Annotated in this window: 18 protein-coding genes; 14 read left to right on the top strand and 4 right to left on the bottom strand. The window is 45.8% G+C overall.

Annotation, left to right across the window (positions count from 1 at the left end; genetic code table 11):
• Positions 1 to 40 precede the first annotated feature (40 nt).
• The 9 genes from ACTTK6_RS10295 (at position 41) to ACTTK6_RS10255 (ending at position 8,485) form a co-directional block, all read left to right on the top strand.
• Entirely contained in the window at positions 41 to 1,243 is a 1,203-nt protein-coding gene (locus ACTTK6_RS10295) for a LysM peptidoglycan-binding domain-containing protein (protein ID WP_462833360.1), read from the top strand.
• A 77-nt stretch (positions 1,244 to 1,320) separates the two neighbouring features.
• Positions 1,321 to 1,572 carry a hypothetical protein gene (locus ACTTK6_RS10290; RefSeq protein WP_079474178.1) on the top strand — a complete coding sequence of 84 codons (252 nt, stop codon included), beginning with the start codon at positions 1,321 to 1,323 and terminating at the stop codon, positions 1,570 to 1,572.
• A 94-nt stretch (positions 1,573 to 1,666) separates the two neighbouring features.
• Positions 1,667 to 1,951, top strand: coding sequence for a hypothetical protein (locus ACTTK6_RS10285; protein ID WP_462833359.1), 285 nt, complete (start codon positions 1,667 to 1,669; stop codon positions 1,949 to 1,951).
• A gap of 133 nt (positions 1,952 to 2,084) precedes the next feature.
• The gene (locus tag ACTTK6_RS10280) at positions 2,085 to 2,531 is read left to right on the top strand and encodes a MarR family winged helix-turn-helix transcriptional regulator (RefSeq protein ID WP_079474358.1); all 447 of its coding nucleotides are present in this window, start codon (positions 2,085 to 2,087) and stop codon (positions 2,529 to 2,531) included.
• A 109-nt stretch (positions 2,532 to 2,640) separates the two neighbouring features.
• Positions 2,641 to 3,249, top strand: a complete 609-nt coding sequence (locus tag ACTTK6_RS10275) for an alpha/beta hydrolase (RefSeq protein ID WP_462833358.1) — start codon at positions 2,641 to 2,643, stop codon at positions 3,247 to 3,249.
• A 127-nt stretch (positions 3,250 to 3,376) separates the two neighbouring features.
• Positions 3,377 to 3,994, top strand: coding sequence for an NAD(P)H:quinone oxidoreductase (wrbA, locus tag ACTTK6_RS10270; RefSeq protein WP_462833357.1), 618 nt, complete (start codon positions 3,377 to 3,379; stop codon positions 3,992 to 3,994).
• Between the two features lie 82 nt (positions 3,995 to 4,076).
• Entirely contained in the window at positions 4,077 to 5,063 is a 987-nt protein-coding gene (locus ACTTK6_RS10265) for a ring-cleaving dioxygenase (protein WP_462833356.1), read from the top strand.
• 125 nt (positions 5,064 to 5,188) lie between these two features.
• Positions 5,189 to 5,575, top strand: coding sequence for a (deoxy)nucleoside triphosphate pyrophosphohydrolase (locus ACTTK6_RS10260; RefSeq protein WP_094908566.1), 387 nt, complete (start codon positions 5,189 to 5,191; stop codon positions 5,573 to 5,575).
• A 30-nt stretch (positions 5,576 to 5,605) separates the two neighbouring features.
• Positions 5,606 to 8,485: a DUF3427 domain-containing protein gene (locus tag ACTTK6_RS10255; RefSeq protein WP_462833394.1), complete on the top strand. Its 2,880-nt coding sequence runs from the start codon at positions 5,606 to 5,608 to the stop codon at positions 8,483 to 8,485.
• A 64-nt stretch (positions 8,486 to 8,549) separates the two neighbouring features.
• Here the strand turns inward: ACTTK6_RS10255 and ACTTK6_RS10250 are convergent, their stop codons facing one another.
• A complete protein-coding gene (locus tag ACTTK6_RS10250) occupies positions 8,550 to 8,849 on the bottom strand; it encodes a hypothetical protein (RefSeq protein WP_462833355.1) in 300 nt (99 codons plus the stop codon).
• A gap of 670 nt (positions 8,850 to 9,519) precedes the next feature.
• Here ACTTK6_RS10250 and ACTTK6_RS10245 point away from each other — a divergent pair.
• Positions 9,520 to 9,657 (top strand): hypothetical protein, encoded by a 138-nt coding sequence (locus tag ACTTK6_RS10245; RefSeq protein ID WP_379919686.1) that lies wholly within the window; start codon positions 9,520 to 9,522, stop codon positions 9,655 to 9,657.
• Positions 9,658 to 9,734: 77 nt separating this feature from the next.
• On the opposite strand, the gene ACTTK6_RS10240 is transcribed toward ACTTK6_RS10245, so the two are convergent.
• Positions 9,735 to 10,727 (bottom strand): alpha/beta hydrolase fold domain-containing protein, encoded by a 993-nt coding sequence (locus tag ACTTK6_RS10240; protein ID WP_094908563.1) that lies wholly within the window; start codon positions 10,725 to 10,727, stop codon positions 9,735 to 9,737.
• A gap of 101 nt (positions 10,728 to 10,828) precedes the next feature.
• Complete coding sequence (locus ACTTK6_RS10235; protein ID WP_094908562.1) at positions 10,829 to 11,833, bottom strand: acyltransferase family protein; 1,005 nt, start codon at positions 11,831 to 11,833, stop codon at positions 10,829 to 10,831.
• Positions 11,834 to 12,042: 209 nt separating this feature from the next.
• Here ACTTK6_RS10235 and ACTTK6_RS10230 point away from each other — a divergent pair, with 209 nt between their 5' ends.
• The 4 genes from ACTTK6_RS10230 (at position 12,043) to ACTTK6_RS10215 (ending at position 14,291) form a co-directional block, all read left to right on the top strand.
• Positions 12,043 to 12,351 carry a hypothetical protein gene (locus ACTTK6_RS10230; RefSeq protein WP_079474189.1) on the top strand — a complete coding sequence of 103 codons (309 nt, stop codon included), beginning with the start codon at positions 12,043 to 12,045 and terminating at the stop codon, positions 12,349 to 12,351.
• A gap of 187 nt (positions 12,352 to 12,538) precedes the next feature.
• On the top strand, positions 12,539 to 12,847 hold the full coding sequence (locus ACTTK6_RS10225; protein ID WP_079474190.1) for a hypothetical protein: 309 nt from the start codon (positions 12,539 to 12,541) through the stop codon (positions 12,845 to 12,847).
• A gap of 125 nt (positions 12,848 to 12,972) precedes the next feature.
• Positions 12,973 to 13,821: a phosphotransferase family protein gene (locus ACTTK6_RS10220; protein WP_094908560.1), complete on the top strand. Its 849-nt coding sequence runs from the start codon at positions 12,973 to 12,975 to the stop codon at positions 13,819 to 13,821.
• Entirely contained in the window at positions 13,818 to 14,291 is a 474-nt protein-coding gene (locus tag ACTTK6_RS10215; RefSeq protein WP_079474192.1) for a GNAT family N-acetyltransferase, read from the top strand. The genes ACTTK6_RS10220 and ACTTK6_RS10215 overlap by 4 nt, the downstream gene beginning before the upstream one ends.
• A 33-nt stretch (positions 14,292 to 14,324) precedes the next feature.
• On the opposite strand, the gene ACTTK6_RS10210 is transcribed toward ACTTK6_RS10215, so the two are convergent.
• A complete protein-coding gene (locus ACTTK6_RS10210; protein ID WP_022793739.1) occupies positions 14,325 to 15,134 on the bottom strand; it encodes an ABC transporter ATP-binding protein in 810 nt (269 codons plus the stop codon).
• Positions 15,135 to 15,154 lie beyond the last annotated feature (20 nt).

The following is a 15,154-nucleotide window of genomic DNA, read 5'->3' as shown; positions in this document are numbered from 1 at the left end:
CGACCGGCATAACTAAATAAATGGGGTGAGCAGGATGGGTATGAAGTGGTTAAAAGCCGCTGTCCTTCTAGTGTTTTTGCTTGTTACCTGTTTTTCGTTCCCGTTGCAGGCGGATGCCGCCAGTTCAAAGTATGTAGTGAAAGGCAACACTTCTAGCAAGGTAGTAGCACTGACTTTTGATGACGGCGCGGACGGGGCAAACATTTCGAGAATTCTTCAGACACTGTCGACTCATAACGTGAAAGCGACCTTTTTCTTAACGGGGGGCGGAACGAAAGATCATCCGCAGTCCATACGGAATATCGCTGCTGCCGGACACCAGCTCGGCAATCATTCATACTCCCATCCTGATTTCACCACCATTTCCACTACTAAAATGAAAAAAGAATTAGCAGACACCGAAGCCCTGGTGAAAAGCACTACCGGTAAATCAACCAAGCCAATTTTTCGGGCTCCGTTTGGCGCTACCAATTCCACCGTGCTTAAAGCAGTAGGAGATGCCGGCTATACGCATACTCTTCACTGGAATATCGATACAATTGACTGGAGGGGCCTTTCGAAAACCCAGGTGCTGAATAAAGTAGTGAATAATATTGAACCAGGATCCATCGTATTGATGCATACCGGAGCAGGCGCCCCTGGTACGCCAGCTGCGCTGCCGGAGATGATTACGAAGCTGAAAGCACAAGGCTATAAATTTGTAACAGTCTCAGAATTACTGCAGCTTCAGGGTGCACCGTCGGACGGGGCTTCATATACCGTGAAATCAGGGGATACGCTGTACAGCATCGCGAACCGTAACAACGTAAGCGTAACCGAGCTGAAAAAAGCGAACGGCATCCCGACGAGCTCGAATGTGATCCGGGTCGGCCAGGTTCTGAAAATTCCAGGTAAAGGGACCACTACTCCGCCACCGGCTGAATCCGGCACGTATACCGTGAAATCAGGGGACACGCTGTACAGCATCGCGAACCGTAACAACGTAAGCGTGACCGAGCTGAAAAAAGCGAACGGCATCCCGACGAGCTCGAACGTGATCCGGGTCGGCCAGGTCCTGAAAATTCCAGGTAAAGGTACGACCGCTCCGCCTGCTTCCTCCACTACGTACACCGTGAAAGCGGGGGATACGCTATATAGCATCGCTAGAAGATATGACACTACGGTTCAAAAAATTGCTGCGGATAATAATATTTCCAATACGAGTGTGATTAGTGTCGGCCGGGTATTGAAAATTGCTTCGTAATAATAAATATTAGATGGTTGAACGTGAACGCTGGGCGGGTAAAGAGAACCAGACCGTAAGAAAAGGGAGGTTCTTCAATGACCGAAATTACGTTTAAACCAGAAAAAGGCACGCATACTACTAAAAGCAGCGAAGGCCATAACATTCAGTATACGATCAATTTCGTGGAAAAAAATGATGAGCGGGCCGTGCACGTGAATTACGAAACGAAGGACCGTCTCACCCCGCAGGCAGGAACAGTACTATTTGAGATGGGTCAGACAACGATAGAGCAGCGCGGAGTTGTTTTTCACCTGGACGGGACACTCGAAAAAGGCGAAAACGAATAACCGGCCGAAATCATCGGCCGGTTATATTTTTGGAAAAAAGAGGATTGCAGCTGCTTTTTTGGTATAATAGCTTTTCGGGAAGGAGCAAGTGCCTATGATATTATCACTGGTATTTTCGTTTAAAGTAATTTTAGCCATCATTGCTGCTGCAGATATTCTTTTAGAGGCCTTTACTCCGCAGCCACTGCTTGCCGGCTGGATGAGAGGCATCCACGTATTGAGTCTGCTTTATTTATTGTATTTCAGCCTTCATAAGAATTTTGCTGTAGAAGAGGGAAATGAATGGAAGGAAAGCTACCGTTGGATCCTGCCTCCGCGGAAAAGAAAAGAAAAAGTGATACTCATGAAGGAAAAGAAAAGAAAGAAAAAACTGTTATGACTAAAGTAACTGTACATGTTCTTCTCTTTGGAAAGATAGTCGTTTTTTAAATTAATTTACTGGATCTTGACATATTAAAAAGCTAAGTGTAATATTGCCTTTAATTAAAGATATTTTAATTAAGGGTATGATGATGATGAGTAATACAAATAGTGGCCAGGACCTTGCTTTAAAATCGTTAGTCGTATTATCAAGAGCTAATCACGCAGTGGAAGAAAAAATACGGGAGGATATCCGTGCGCACGGATTGAATCCTACCGAATTTGCTGTACTTGAGCTTTTGTATCACAAAGGAGAACAGGCTATTCAGCGCATCGGGGAAAAAATTCTGCTCTCGAGCGGAAGCATGACATACGTTATTGACAAACTCGAAAAGAAAAAGTATCTCCTTCGAAGCCGTTGTCCGCAAGACCGGAGGATTATTAATGTGTGTATCACAGAAGAAGGGTCTGCCTTGATGGACGAGATTTTTCCCCAGCATCAGGCGGCTATTCAGGAAATGTTCAGTATACTTGATGAAAAAGAAAAAGAAACATTTATAGCTATGTTGAAAAAATTAGGCCTTTCTCTCGAAAAATAAATTTTTTTATATTATTATCTTGAATTAAAGATATATGGTATCGAAATAATTGAAAGTGAATAAACAAAGTTAATGTTTATCATATTACTGCCATTGAAGGAGGATTACAGTGAAACACATTTTTCAACAGGGGAACGACCAAAACAAACCAACATTCATGCTGCTCCACGGTACAGGAGGCACAGAGAATGATTTGCTGCCAGTAGCGGGTATGATCGATAACTCCGCCTCAATACTAGGAGTGCGGGGAAATATTACAGAAAACGGCATGCCGAGATTCTTTAAACGGCTGGCTGAAGGTGTGTTCGATGAAGAAGATTTGATGAAACAGACCGGCGGCCTGTATGAATTCATAGATACTGCATCTGCTGAGCATTCCTTTGACCGGGAAAACGTCATAGCAATTGGATATTCCAACGGGGCCAATATTGCTGCAAATCTTCTTTTCCATTATGAACAGCCGGTAAAAGGAGCAGCGCTGTTTCACCCGATGGTGCCGCGCCGGGGCATTCAGCTGCCGGATTTAACAGGGCTGCCTGTATTCATCGGAGCGGGAAAGAATGACCCTATCTGCCGTCCGGAAGAAACAGAAGAGCTCGCGGAAATGCTTGAAGCAGCCGGCGCAGCTGTCACCCTCCACTGGGAAGACGGGGGCCACCAGCTAACCAGGGAAGAAGTGGCCCAGGCGGCTGAATGGTATAAGCATACAGTACTGTAAATGTCTTTCGTGCGTGAAAGGGGCGCACAGCCTTACATCAAAAATACACTGGTGTTAAAAGAAATGGTGGTGTACGAAATTGGGGTTATTTGATTTTTTGAAACAAAATATAAGGAGAGATGAAGCAATGGAAAACGTAAAAGTAGCAGTCATTTATTACAGTGCAACAGGCACGAATTATACAATGGGACAATGGGCCGTGGAAGGTGCGGAAGCAGCCGGGGCAGAAGCGAAGCTCGTCCGTGTGCCGGAGCTTGCTCCTGACGAAGCAGTACATGCAAACCCGGTCTGGAAGCAGCATCTCGAAGATACATCCCATATTCCAGAAGCGACACCGGCTGATCTGGAATGGGCAGACGCTTTCATTTTCAGCATGCCGACGCGTTTTGGCAACCTGCCGGCGCAGATGAAGCAGTTCATTGATACTACCGGCGGCCTGTGGATGAACGGCCAGCTGATCAATAAAGTAGTAAGCGGCATGTCTTCCGCTCAAAATCCGCACGGGGGACAGGAAGCTACAGTGAAGAACCTGTATACGACAATGATGCACTGGGGAGCTATTATTGCTTCCCCCGGCTACACAGATCCAGTCACATTCGCTTCCGGAGGCAACCCTTATGGCACGAGTGTAACAGTTGATCAGGAAGGAAACATGCAGGAAGACGTTGAAGAAGCTGTAAAGCACCAGGCGAAGCGTACAGTTACGGTAGCTTCATGGGTGAAAAAGGGCATGGAGCAGCAGTAGCTGGAAGGGGCGTAGAACGCTCCTTTTCCATGCAGTCATCTTCGTAGATAAATAAAATTAACGGAAAAAGGAGGAACGCAGCGTGGAAGGGATCCGAGGCCTGCACCATGTAACAGCTATTACGAGCAGCGCAGAAAAAAACTACGAGTTTTTCACGTATGTTCTGGGCATGAGACTAATCAAAAAGACCGTCAATCAGGACGATATTCAGACGTATCATTTGTTTTTTGCCGATGATGAGGGAAACGCCGGCACAGACATGACATTTTTCGATTTTCCGGGCATTCCTAAAGGCACACACGGTACAAACGAAATCGCACGTACGTCTTTCCGGGTGCCAAGTGATGAAGCGCTGGACTACTGGGCAAAGAGGTTTGCCCGGAAAGATGTTAAGCATCAGGGCATTTATGAACGGTTCGGTAAAAAACGCCTCCCGTTCGTCGATTTTGATGATCAACAGTATGAACTCGTTTCCGACGAAAACAATGAAGGAGTGCCGGCAGGCAAGCCGTGGAAAAACGGTCCTGTCCCGGATGAATACGCGATTACCGGGCTAGGTCCCATTTATGTCCGTATTGATAACATTGACTACTTTAAAGAAATGATGGAGCGCGTGCTCATGTTTGAAGAAATCGGGCATGACGGATCGTTTCATTTGTTTGAGGTCGGAGAAGGAGGCAACGGCGCCCAGGTGATTGCCGAATACAATGCAGTTCTTCCGCCGGCGAGACAGGGATACGGGACCGTTCACCACTCCGCTTTCCGGGTAAGGGACCGCGAGGAACTCGAAGCCTGGATTCAGCGGATGGCGGACTTTCGCTTCCGCACCTCGGGCTATGTGAACCGCCACTATTTTGAATCGCTGTATTCCCAGGTGGCGCCGCAGATTTTGTTTGAATTTGCGACGGACGGCCCGGGATTTATGGGAGACGAGCCGTATGAAACGCTTGGAGAAAATCTTGCGCTTCCGCCCATGCTTGAGCCGCAGCGTGAACAGATTGAAGCTTCTGTGCGGCCGATTGATACCGTGCGAAGCACAAAAGTATTTGAAAAAGAGTATAATGATTAAGCCTTTCCTTCGGCCCCCGGGCCGAAGGTTTTTTATTGGGGAGGACTTTGCCTGAAAAATGGAAAGTGTAGTAAGCTGGTAAAAAGAACTCAGCATTCATCCTTCTTTAGAGAGGCGGCATTGGAATGAAAAAAGATATTCATGTAGTCGGAGCAGTCATTTACGACAAAGATTGGATTCTTTGCGCCCAGCGGGGCCAGACGAAAACTCTTCCATTAAAATGGGAATTTCCGGGCGGGAAAATAGAAGCAGGAGAAACGCCGGAGAAGGCGCTGCAAAGAGAAATCAGAGAAGAAATGAAATGCGGAATCACCATTGAAGACAGGATCGAAGAAACGACATATGAATATGATTTTGGCATTGTGCATCTTACGACGTTTTACTGCAGGCTTACAGGAGAAGAGCCAACATTGACAGAACATCGCCGGATCAAATGGGTACAAAAAGATGATTTGCAAGAGTTGGACTGGGCCCCGGCGGATATTCCCGCCATTTATAAGATCACCCAATAGTTTTTTATTACAAACATAGGCAGGAGCTTGATAATGGATACAGTGCGTCAACTACAGGAATCGTTATACCGAGGCTTTATTGACCAGAAAAGCTACGATCGCAGCCCTTATGCGCCTAAGCTGTTGATAAATGACAAAAAGAAGCATGAAGAGGTGCTCACCACCCTGCTTCATGAATTGTACCGGTGCGAGTCATTTTTCTTTTCGGTAGCTTTTATTACAGAAAGCGGGTTGGCTACGCTGAAAACGCATCTGCTCGAACTAAAAAAACGCGGCGTGTATGGGAGAATACTTACATCCACCTTCCTACAGTTTAATCAACCGAAGGTATTTCAGGAACTGCTGAAAATTACAAATGTGGAAGTACGGCTGGCGGAAATTGAAGGCTTCCATTCCAAAGGGTACGTGTTTAAACATAAAGACCACTATTCACTGATGGTTGGGAGCTCGAACCTGACGGTGCATGCGCTGAAGGTAAACTACGAATGGAACATTAAGCTTCATTATCATGAAAACGGAGAAGTGATTCATCACTTCGGGCAGCAGTTTGAAGATACCTGGTCTCAGGCAATACCGTTAACGAAGGAATGGATAGAAAAATATCAGCAGCTGTATCGTCCGCAGGCACATGAAAAGATCGCCGAGCTTTCACCCGGATGGATTGACCGGAATGCAATGAAGGAAGCACTGGAAATCAAGCCCAATAAAATGCAGGAAGCGGCTTTAAAGGAACTGGACGCTTTGAGAACGGCCGGGCAGCGAAAGGGACTAATCATCTCGGCAACAGGCACAGGAAAAACGTATTTGGCCGCGTTTGATGTAAGAAAGTATCAGCCCCGAAAGATGCTTTTTATTGTACACCGGGAGCAGATTCTCCGGAAAGCAAAGGATGACTTTGCCCGGATTCTTGGCGGCCACACGGAAAATTTCGGCCTGTACACCGGGTCCGGCCAGGATACCAGGGCCCGCTATGTATTTGCGACCATACAAACGATCGCAAAAGACATTCATTTGCAGCGCTTCGCCCCTGAAGCATTTGATTATATTTTAATTGATGAAGTACATAAAGCAGGGGCCCCGTCATATCAAAAAGTGATCGATTATTTTCAGCCATCGTTTTTACTTGGTATGACAGCGACCCCGGAACGAAGCGACGATGTGAATATTTTCGCTCTGTTTGACTATCAGGTGGCGTATGAAATACGGCTGCAGGAAGCACTTGAAGAAGAAATGCTATGCCCTTTTCATTATTTCGGGGTAACCGATTATGAGAAAGATGGAGAAGTAATTGATCAGACGACAGATTTGAGCCGGCTTATATCGGAGGAACGGGTAGAGCACCTGCTCGAAAAAATCCATTATTATGGTCATTCCGGGGAGACAGTGCGCGGGCTGATTTTTTGCAGCCGTAACCGGGAGGCAGAGGAGCTGTCGACTCTAATGAATCAAAAAGGAAGAAATACCGTGGTGCTGACGGGAGCCGATTCGCAGGACGAGCGGTGGAGGCAGGTGAACCGTCTTGAAAATGGCGTGATTGAATACATTATTACAGTGGATATATTCAATGAAGGCATTGATATACCGGGGGTGAATCAGGTCGTCATGCTCCGGCAGACGCAATCGAGCATTATTTTTACCCAGCAGCTCGGCCGGGGCCTGCGTAAAGATCCGTCCAAGGATTTTGTGACCGTCATTGATTTTATTGGTAATTATAAAAATAACTACCTGATTCCAGTGGCGCTTTCCGGCGACCGCTCGCTCAATAAAGACCATACCCGCCGGCGGATGCAGACCAATAGCTTTGTTCAGGGCGTTTCCTCCATTAATTTTGAAGAGGTGGCTAAGAAGAAGGTGTTTGCTGCTATCGATCAGACGAATCTGCAGGAAATGCGAAAACTGAAGGAATCTTATATGAATGTAAAGCAGCGTATCGGACGGAGACCGCTTTTAAAGGATTTTTTACAGCAGAATGCCGTAGATCCCGAAATGATCACCTCTAAATACGGAAATTATTATCGGTTCCTTTGCAAATTAAAGGAACAGGCTCCTCAGCTGTCTCTACTTGAGGATCAGCTATTGTACCTCATTTCTGCCGAATTTATTAATGGAAAACGCCGGCATGAGGCGGGGGTGCTGTGGCACCTGCTTGAGAACGATGCCATTGCTGCAAAAGAGATGGCACGTATTATACGTGCATCAGGAGAAGAAAACATAGATGCAGCAGCCGTATCAGTGAAGAGGATGTTAACGACAGATTTTTTTACTGCTCCGTATCAAAAAAAGTATGGCAGAATTCCTTTGATCAAAGAGGGAAGTGGAGGCTTTACGTGGACTCGTGCGATGCAGAAAGCACTCGCCGGTTCCTTCTGGTTTAGGACACTTGTGGAGGACGTGCTTGTCTGTGCGGAGCTGAAAAACGAACAATACGAAAAGCCGCCGTTCACGCTGTACCAGAAATATTCCCGCAAGGACGTGTGCCGGCTATTGAATTGGGAAAATGACGAAAGTTCGACGATATACGGCTATAAAACAAAATACGGCACGACTCCTATTTTTATTACTTATCATAAACCGGAAGATGTGGAAGCAAACATTAATTACGAAGACGAGTTTATTAACCGCAGAGAGCTGCAGTGGTATACGCGGAGCAACCGGACCACTGCCTCGAAGGAAGTACAGGAAATCATCCATGCAGACGGAGAGCAGAGCCGGATTTATATCTTTGTAAAAAAAGATGATGACGAAGGCCGGGAGTTTTATTACTTGGGCGAAGCAGAGCCGCTAAAGCACACGGTAGAAAACACGAGCATGCAGGACAAAAACGGAAAATTAATTCCGGTTGTACGGATGAGACTTCATTTGAAGGAAGAAGTTGATGCGGCTCTCTACCACTATCTGCACAGCGATTAATGAGAAGCCAGCAGAGGAGCTCTTCTGCTGGCTTCATTAACGGCAACGGCGGGTATAATTTAGCTTAAGCTTTCTTTTGTTCATTGGAGGCCCATAGGCCCGGAAGCGGAACAAGCCGTACAGGGACCAGTTCGTCTTGTGAACGACCCTCTAGTGGATGGTCTTCTCTCATTAGAGAGACGTAAACCAACTTTTCATTATGCAGAAAAGTCATATATGGTTCCAACCATTCTTTTTGGGCAGAAGTAATATAAAGAGTGAACGGCAGATTACTTTTTAAGCGTTTATCTACAGGCGCCCCTGCCAGGTGATTAAGCTTTTTGAGGGTTTTTTCTATTTTGTAATCATATATGCTCAGCAGCACGAGTGCCTCTCCTCCTTTAACGTATTATAGCAGGCAGGATCAGGGATATTAATTATTCGTTTTTCTTTTGATCACTTGTATTTAGGCGGTCCCAGAGCAGCAGCCCGTAACAGGAAACGCCGCACAGCAGTGTAAAAAATACGGCCATATGAAATCCTTCCTTTCTTGAATAATTCATCATAAAAGATAAAAAAGCCAGAAAAAGAGTGTGAGCTCTTTTTCTGGCTTTTGGCCCGGCTGAATATCCAGACCACGATCGCCATGTATACAATTGACGTATAGACAGGAAAAATGACGGTTTTTCGAATTTCCCCATTCCAGATTCCGACATACAGCTTTCAGTCTGATGCCTGTGTGAAATTCTGAAAGAAGCTCTGAATATATTACGTCTAAAATATGGTTTGAAGGTATATACAAGTATTTCCCAACTTCTTGTTTATTAAACATGTAATATGCTTATTTTGCCTCGTTCTCTCCTGGATCAGCGAGGTTCTCTGCCGGGTATAGAACAGCAAGCAGGCCGAAAGGAGGGAACAAAGAACGGGAAAAGCGAACTAGTAACCGGCAGGGTCTGTAGTATTGGTTTGGCAGCCTGCCGGCAGTTGGCACAAAGCATCTTAAACGTGTGGCTTGGAGCAAGAAATGAAGAAGCGGGCGAGCAGGCCGCGAAATGCTTCAGGAGGAAAATTTAAAAGTGCAGTTGATTGCACTGGACATTGGCCTCCCGGATATGGCGGAGGCAGTGAAGGAACGGATCCTGGGCGAAGACGGGGCGAACGGAGATTTTTTCTATATAAATATGAACTGAATATTTAAAGCATGCGCACCTTCCGGAGTGCGTTTTTTTGCTGGGCAAAATTTCTCTACAGCAAAAAAACCTCCACCTTAATCCGTGGTAGAGGTATCGCCTGCTTCATCGTTAATAATGTTAACGACCTGCTGCGTGGCCCGGCGGCCCTCCTCAGTATTCTGCAGCTGAAACACATGAGGCATTTCCGGGTACTCATAATAGTTAATGGGGATTCCCTTTTCATCGGTTATTTCAGAAAACTTCCGGGCGTCCGCAAGGAATAATTCGTGGGTGCCTATAATCAGGGTCATATCTCCAAGCCCGGTCATATCTCCGTATATCGGGCTCACCATTGGGTTTCTCAAATCGGCGTCCCCGGCATAAGAAGAACCGGCATTCAGAAGCCATTCCAAATCAAGAAAAGGATCCACAGAAGTTAAATCCTGGATACCGGGATTGGTCATACTAACATCAAGCCACGGAGAAAGCATGATAATATCTCCAGGCTGGGCAATGTTCTGGCGGTTTAGCTCCTGCGCGAGTGCTAGCGCGAGGCCGCCGCCGGCAGAATCCCCCATAATAACAATATTTTCAGCTTCTGTGGTTTTCAGAGTCTGTTCATAGAGAGGGACCAGTTTATCAAAGGCTTCTTCATACTGATGCTGAGGAGCTTTAGGATAGACAGGAAGTATTGCCGTACTATCGGTACGCCCCTGGACCCCCGCGAGCCACTGAAAATGACGGGGGTTAGGCTGGCTGACGTAGCCGCCGCCATGCAAATAAATGATTTTCCTTTCAGCGGCACTTTCGTTTTTTAAAACATAGCTGTTCATGCCGTTTAGTGACATTTTTTCATAATCATAACGAACATCAATATCTTCAGGAAGCTGATACGCCGGCCTGTCCGGATAGGGACCGTCTTTGGCGTTTTCTTCCGGGCCGTCAGCGAAGCTTTTCACGACAGATATCACCGGGCGGTCTTCATGCCAGCTTGTATAAAGAATAAACGCAGAAAATCCTGCAGCGAAAAGACCCAAAAGACTCAAAATCCAGTAGTGTAGTTTTCTCTTTGGTGTTTGTCTTTTCATGCACCGACCTTCCTTAATATTTCTTCGTGGGAATCAATACGTTTCATCTTAACACAGGCGCCAGATTGTTTACAGTTATCGGCACAAACGTTAGTGAATACCTACTTGCCGATAAGAAACGGGGCTTTGTTTTTGATGAAATACACAAATGGCACGCTGATTAAAAGCGTAGCTGCTGTAAACATAATTCCCCATAAGGAAGTGAATTCCATAGGGTTACCTTCAATACCAAAGCCGTACTGAAGCGTAATCCGGATGATAGCAAAGATCATAAAATGAAGAGCGAAAATAATCAATGAATTCTGCCCTAAATAACTGAGGATGCGGCTTTTCCCCTCCAAGCGAAAACTCAAAAATAAAATGCCCGCGATACCAAGCAGGGAAGTAGATATGAAAATAGGGATAGATTCATACTCTCCCGAACGCATGTCGATGCGGTTCGTAAATTGAATGAGCGGGTAAATCAAGCCAAGAGAGGCGATAGCTGCCACCCAGCCGAAGGCATACTCAAATATTTTTGTCCGGGCTTTTAACAAAAATCCAAGGCCAAAAAACAATAAGGCAACGGTAGCTACTTGGATACTCCAGGGAAGCATGGAGTCAAACCAGCGCGTGGAAAAATATCCTGCCACTGCAATAGCGGCAATACCTGCAATACGGACACTATGCCACGGCACGTATTTTAGAAGCAGATAAAAGCTGATTTCTACCACAAACAGGCAGGTTAAAAACCAGATAGCCGGGTTATAGGTAAGCAGATAGTTGTCTCCGGCAGAATAAAAAATGCCAAGAGCGGGGATAGCAGCGTCGATGTCATCTTTACCCAGGAGAGGGCGCTCCAGGAAAAACCAGAAGGCATATGTAATAATGGAGAAAGAGAAATACGGAATAAGCAGTGAACGGCCTTTTTTCCGGGCGAAATCAACTGGCCGAAGATCTGTATAGCTGCCTTTAAAGGTCACGCCGGATAAAAGAAAAAATAAAGGCATATGGAAGGCAAAAATATACTGCCGCAAAATATCATCAATGGGAGCGTGGCCAAGAACAACGAGAATAATGCCGAGTCCTTTAGCGACATTGACCCATTCAAAGTGCTGATTCATCATTATCACCTGCGTCAACTGTTAATTTTAGTGCTGAGGCTGCTGAGAATAAAGCATATCATGAAGAAAAAGTGAGAACTATCGCAGTCGTGTGTAAAAAAATAAAATGCTTTTAGGAGAAAAGCACTCTATTTTATATACCCTGTATATTGTTATTGTATACGATAAAATAAAACAATACTGTAAATAAACACAGAAAGGGGCCTATCCTCATGCAGGAATATCGCCTGACTAAAATAAAACTCGAAAGCCCGGGAAAAACGATCAGCATTTCGCGCGGCTCTCTGACCGTTTATAACGATGAAGCGAGCCTATGGTACGCAGAAATCGAACAGCCATCCGAAGTGGAAGTATTTCACGAATGGAAGAAAAGTAACCAGGAAGAGGAAGTTACGTTTTTTACAGATGGCCACAGTGCAAGAATCGGTTATGCCAAAATTACAAGAATAACAGAAAGCAGCTCGGGAGTCAGCGCGAGCTTTAAGGGAGAAGGAGAGCTGAGTCTGGTGGGGGCCAAATAGTATTAGGGAAATCTGCAGCAGCTGAATGAGCGTCTAGATTGGTTAATGCCCCCGTAGAGCAAGCAAATAAAATGCAAGCGCTTTAAATTACTTTTAAAATGTGTGAAAATAGGGAAAAGTATTAGGAAAAATAAAATACAGAACCGGCTTGGAAGTCTTTAGATCTCATTAAGGGGGGGCGTTACCGGTGAAAGAGTATCGCTTGACGAGACTGAAGTTTGAACATTCGCACACACCATTGACGTTCGATAAAGGACTTTTAACGGTATATGATTACGAACCGGCAGAAGTATGGTATGTAGAACTCGAGAATCCGCATCATATCGGGCTGTTTGAAGAAATGCACGAAAACTGTGATGTGCGCAGCATGATTTTTTACACCGAACGAAACAGTGCACGGGTGGGCAAAGCAAACATTACCAGAGTGTTAAAAAGCGACGGGAAAGTAAGTGTCAGTATTAAGGGTGAAGAAGCATTAAAGCTTGTAGGCAGCTAAACAGTGGAATCCGGGGGACGGTCCCGGGTTCTTTTTTGACCTAACCTGCCAAAAAACAGGTTCCGAAAGAGCCCGAACGGGAAAGAACAGAGCAGAACACATAGAAACAGAATGGAAGATGGAAGATGCTGATAGATGTCAAAAAAGAATGGGAAAAAATCATTGGGCCGTTTACAAGCGTGCGATTAACGGGAGGATTTAGCCATCACACTTTTTTAATCACCCAACCGTCTGGCCAGCGCGTATTGAAAATTGAAAAGGGGAGAAGCGGCTATCTGCGCCGGGAGTACGAGGTGCTTGAAGAGCTGCGTGGTTCTTCCTTCTTGCCGGCACCAGCCGGCCGTTTGCAGCTCGGTGATTATTTTTCGTTTATGCAAAGCTATCATGAGGGAGAAAATGTTTCCCAATTGAATTCGCAATCATCCTACTGGTCCGAAGCTTATAAAAAACTTGCTGTCACGCTTGCTTCGAAAGTACACAGCCGGCCGGGAAATATTCGGGAATATGACCGGAATGCAGCGCCTCTTCGTCGGGGAAGAGAGACTTTTGTGCCGGAGGAAATGCACGATAAGGCTGTAGATATTTGGGAGGCGCGTACGCCGGTGGGAACGACATTTATCCACGGTGACGCCGGCCCGCATAACGTAATTCTGAATAAAAAAGGAAATATAATCCTGATTGATTGGGAATGGGCAGGGTGGAATGATCCAATGGTAGACATTAGCTGGGCGTTGTGGAACGCAGCTTTTCATGCCCCAAAAAAGTACCATGAACTCCGCCGTATCTTTTTGAAGGCCTATGGAAGCATCCGTCCGGTGGAAATTACGGACGCTAATATTAAAGCTTATAGTCTTGTGGTGATTTACCGGGCGCTCGGCAGAGTAAAACATTCTCCAAAAGCTATTCAGCGCAGGTGGATAAAAAGGCTCGAATGGACTTTGCACAGTAGCTGGGAAAAGGGGGGACCGCTTTGAATATTCAACCAATGAAAGAAATTGGCTGGCAGAAGAAAAAAGATTTCTTTGCCACCTGCTGGGACACAAATGAGATGCATGTTAATAACCAGACGTATGTACTGCCGGAGCTTGAAGGATTTTGTATCCAGGAGGATGGTGTAATTACTGCGGCGGTTACTTATACATACGAAGGCAGCATCGGCTTAATTGTATCTTTGGACAGCATAATTGAAAAACAAGGGTATGCTAGTCACTTGCTTATGCATACAGAAGAATATTTGAAAAAGAAAGGAGTAGAAGACCTGCGGGTTGTAATTACAAACGAAAATGAATATGCTCTGCGTTTTTACCGGCGCCGGGGCTTTCAGCTGGCGAGCGTGCACGTGGATGCTGCCAGAAAAGCAAGAGAGGATAAACCGTCTATTCCGCTCGTTGGAGTAAACGGAATAACCATCCGTGATGAATGGCATTTAAGAAAATGGTTATAGTAAAAGAGAGCCGCGCATGATGCGGCTCTCTTTTTAAGATCCAAATATTGGAGAAGCGGCCTGCTCTTCACAAAGATTATACGGTAGGCAGAGAGGCATGCCCGAACGGGGGTCTTTAATAATATCGCTTTTAATGCCAAATACTTTTTCAATAATGCCTGCTTCCATCACTTCGTGGGGAGTACCCGTTTTTACGACGTTGCCATGTTTAATGGCAACAATATGATGGGCATAGCGGCTGGCATGATTCAGGTCGTGCACGACCATTACGATCGTCCGGTGCTCCTGTACGTTCAGTTTTTCAAGGATGTTCAGCACTTCCATCTGATGGGCCATATCAAGAAAAGTCGTGGGCTCATCCAAAAATAGGGTCTCTGTTTCCTGTGCCAGTGCCATGGCAATCCACGCCCGCTGGCGTTGCCCGCCGGATAAATGGTCAATCGGGCGATTGGCAAACTCCCGCATGCCAGTAATTTCGATGGCCCAGCCAATCATTTCTTTGTCATGGGCTTTTAACGAGCCAAAGCCACGCTGATGGGGAGCACGTCCATATGTTACAAGCTCCGTAACAGTTAAGCCCTGAGGCGCTTCCGGATTTTGGGGAAGAATGGCCATCTGCTTGGCAAGCTCCTTTGTTTTTTGGCTGTGAATAGAGCTGCCATTTAAGTAAACGACGCCTTTTGAAGGCTTCATCAGTCGTGACAGAGCTTTTAAGATGGTAGACTTTCCGGAACCGTTCGCGCCGACAAGCGCGGTAATTTTACCAGAAGGAATCTCAATATTTAAATCGTTTACGATTGTCTGCTGATCATAACCAATATGGAGTTGATCTGTTTCGATCATCGCATAAACATCCTTTCAGG

Source organism: Marinococcus salis, from assembly GCF_054971365.1.
Note: the sequence above shows the minus strand (reverse complement) of the source record. Positions and strands in the feature narration are given on the sequence as shown.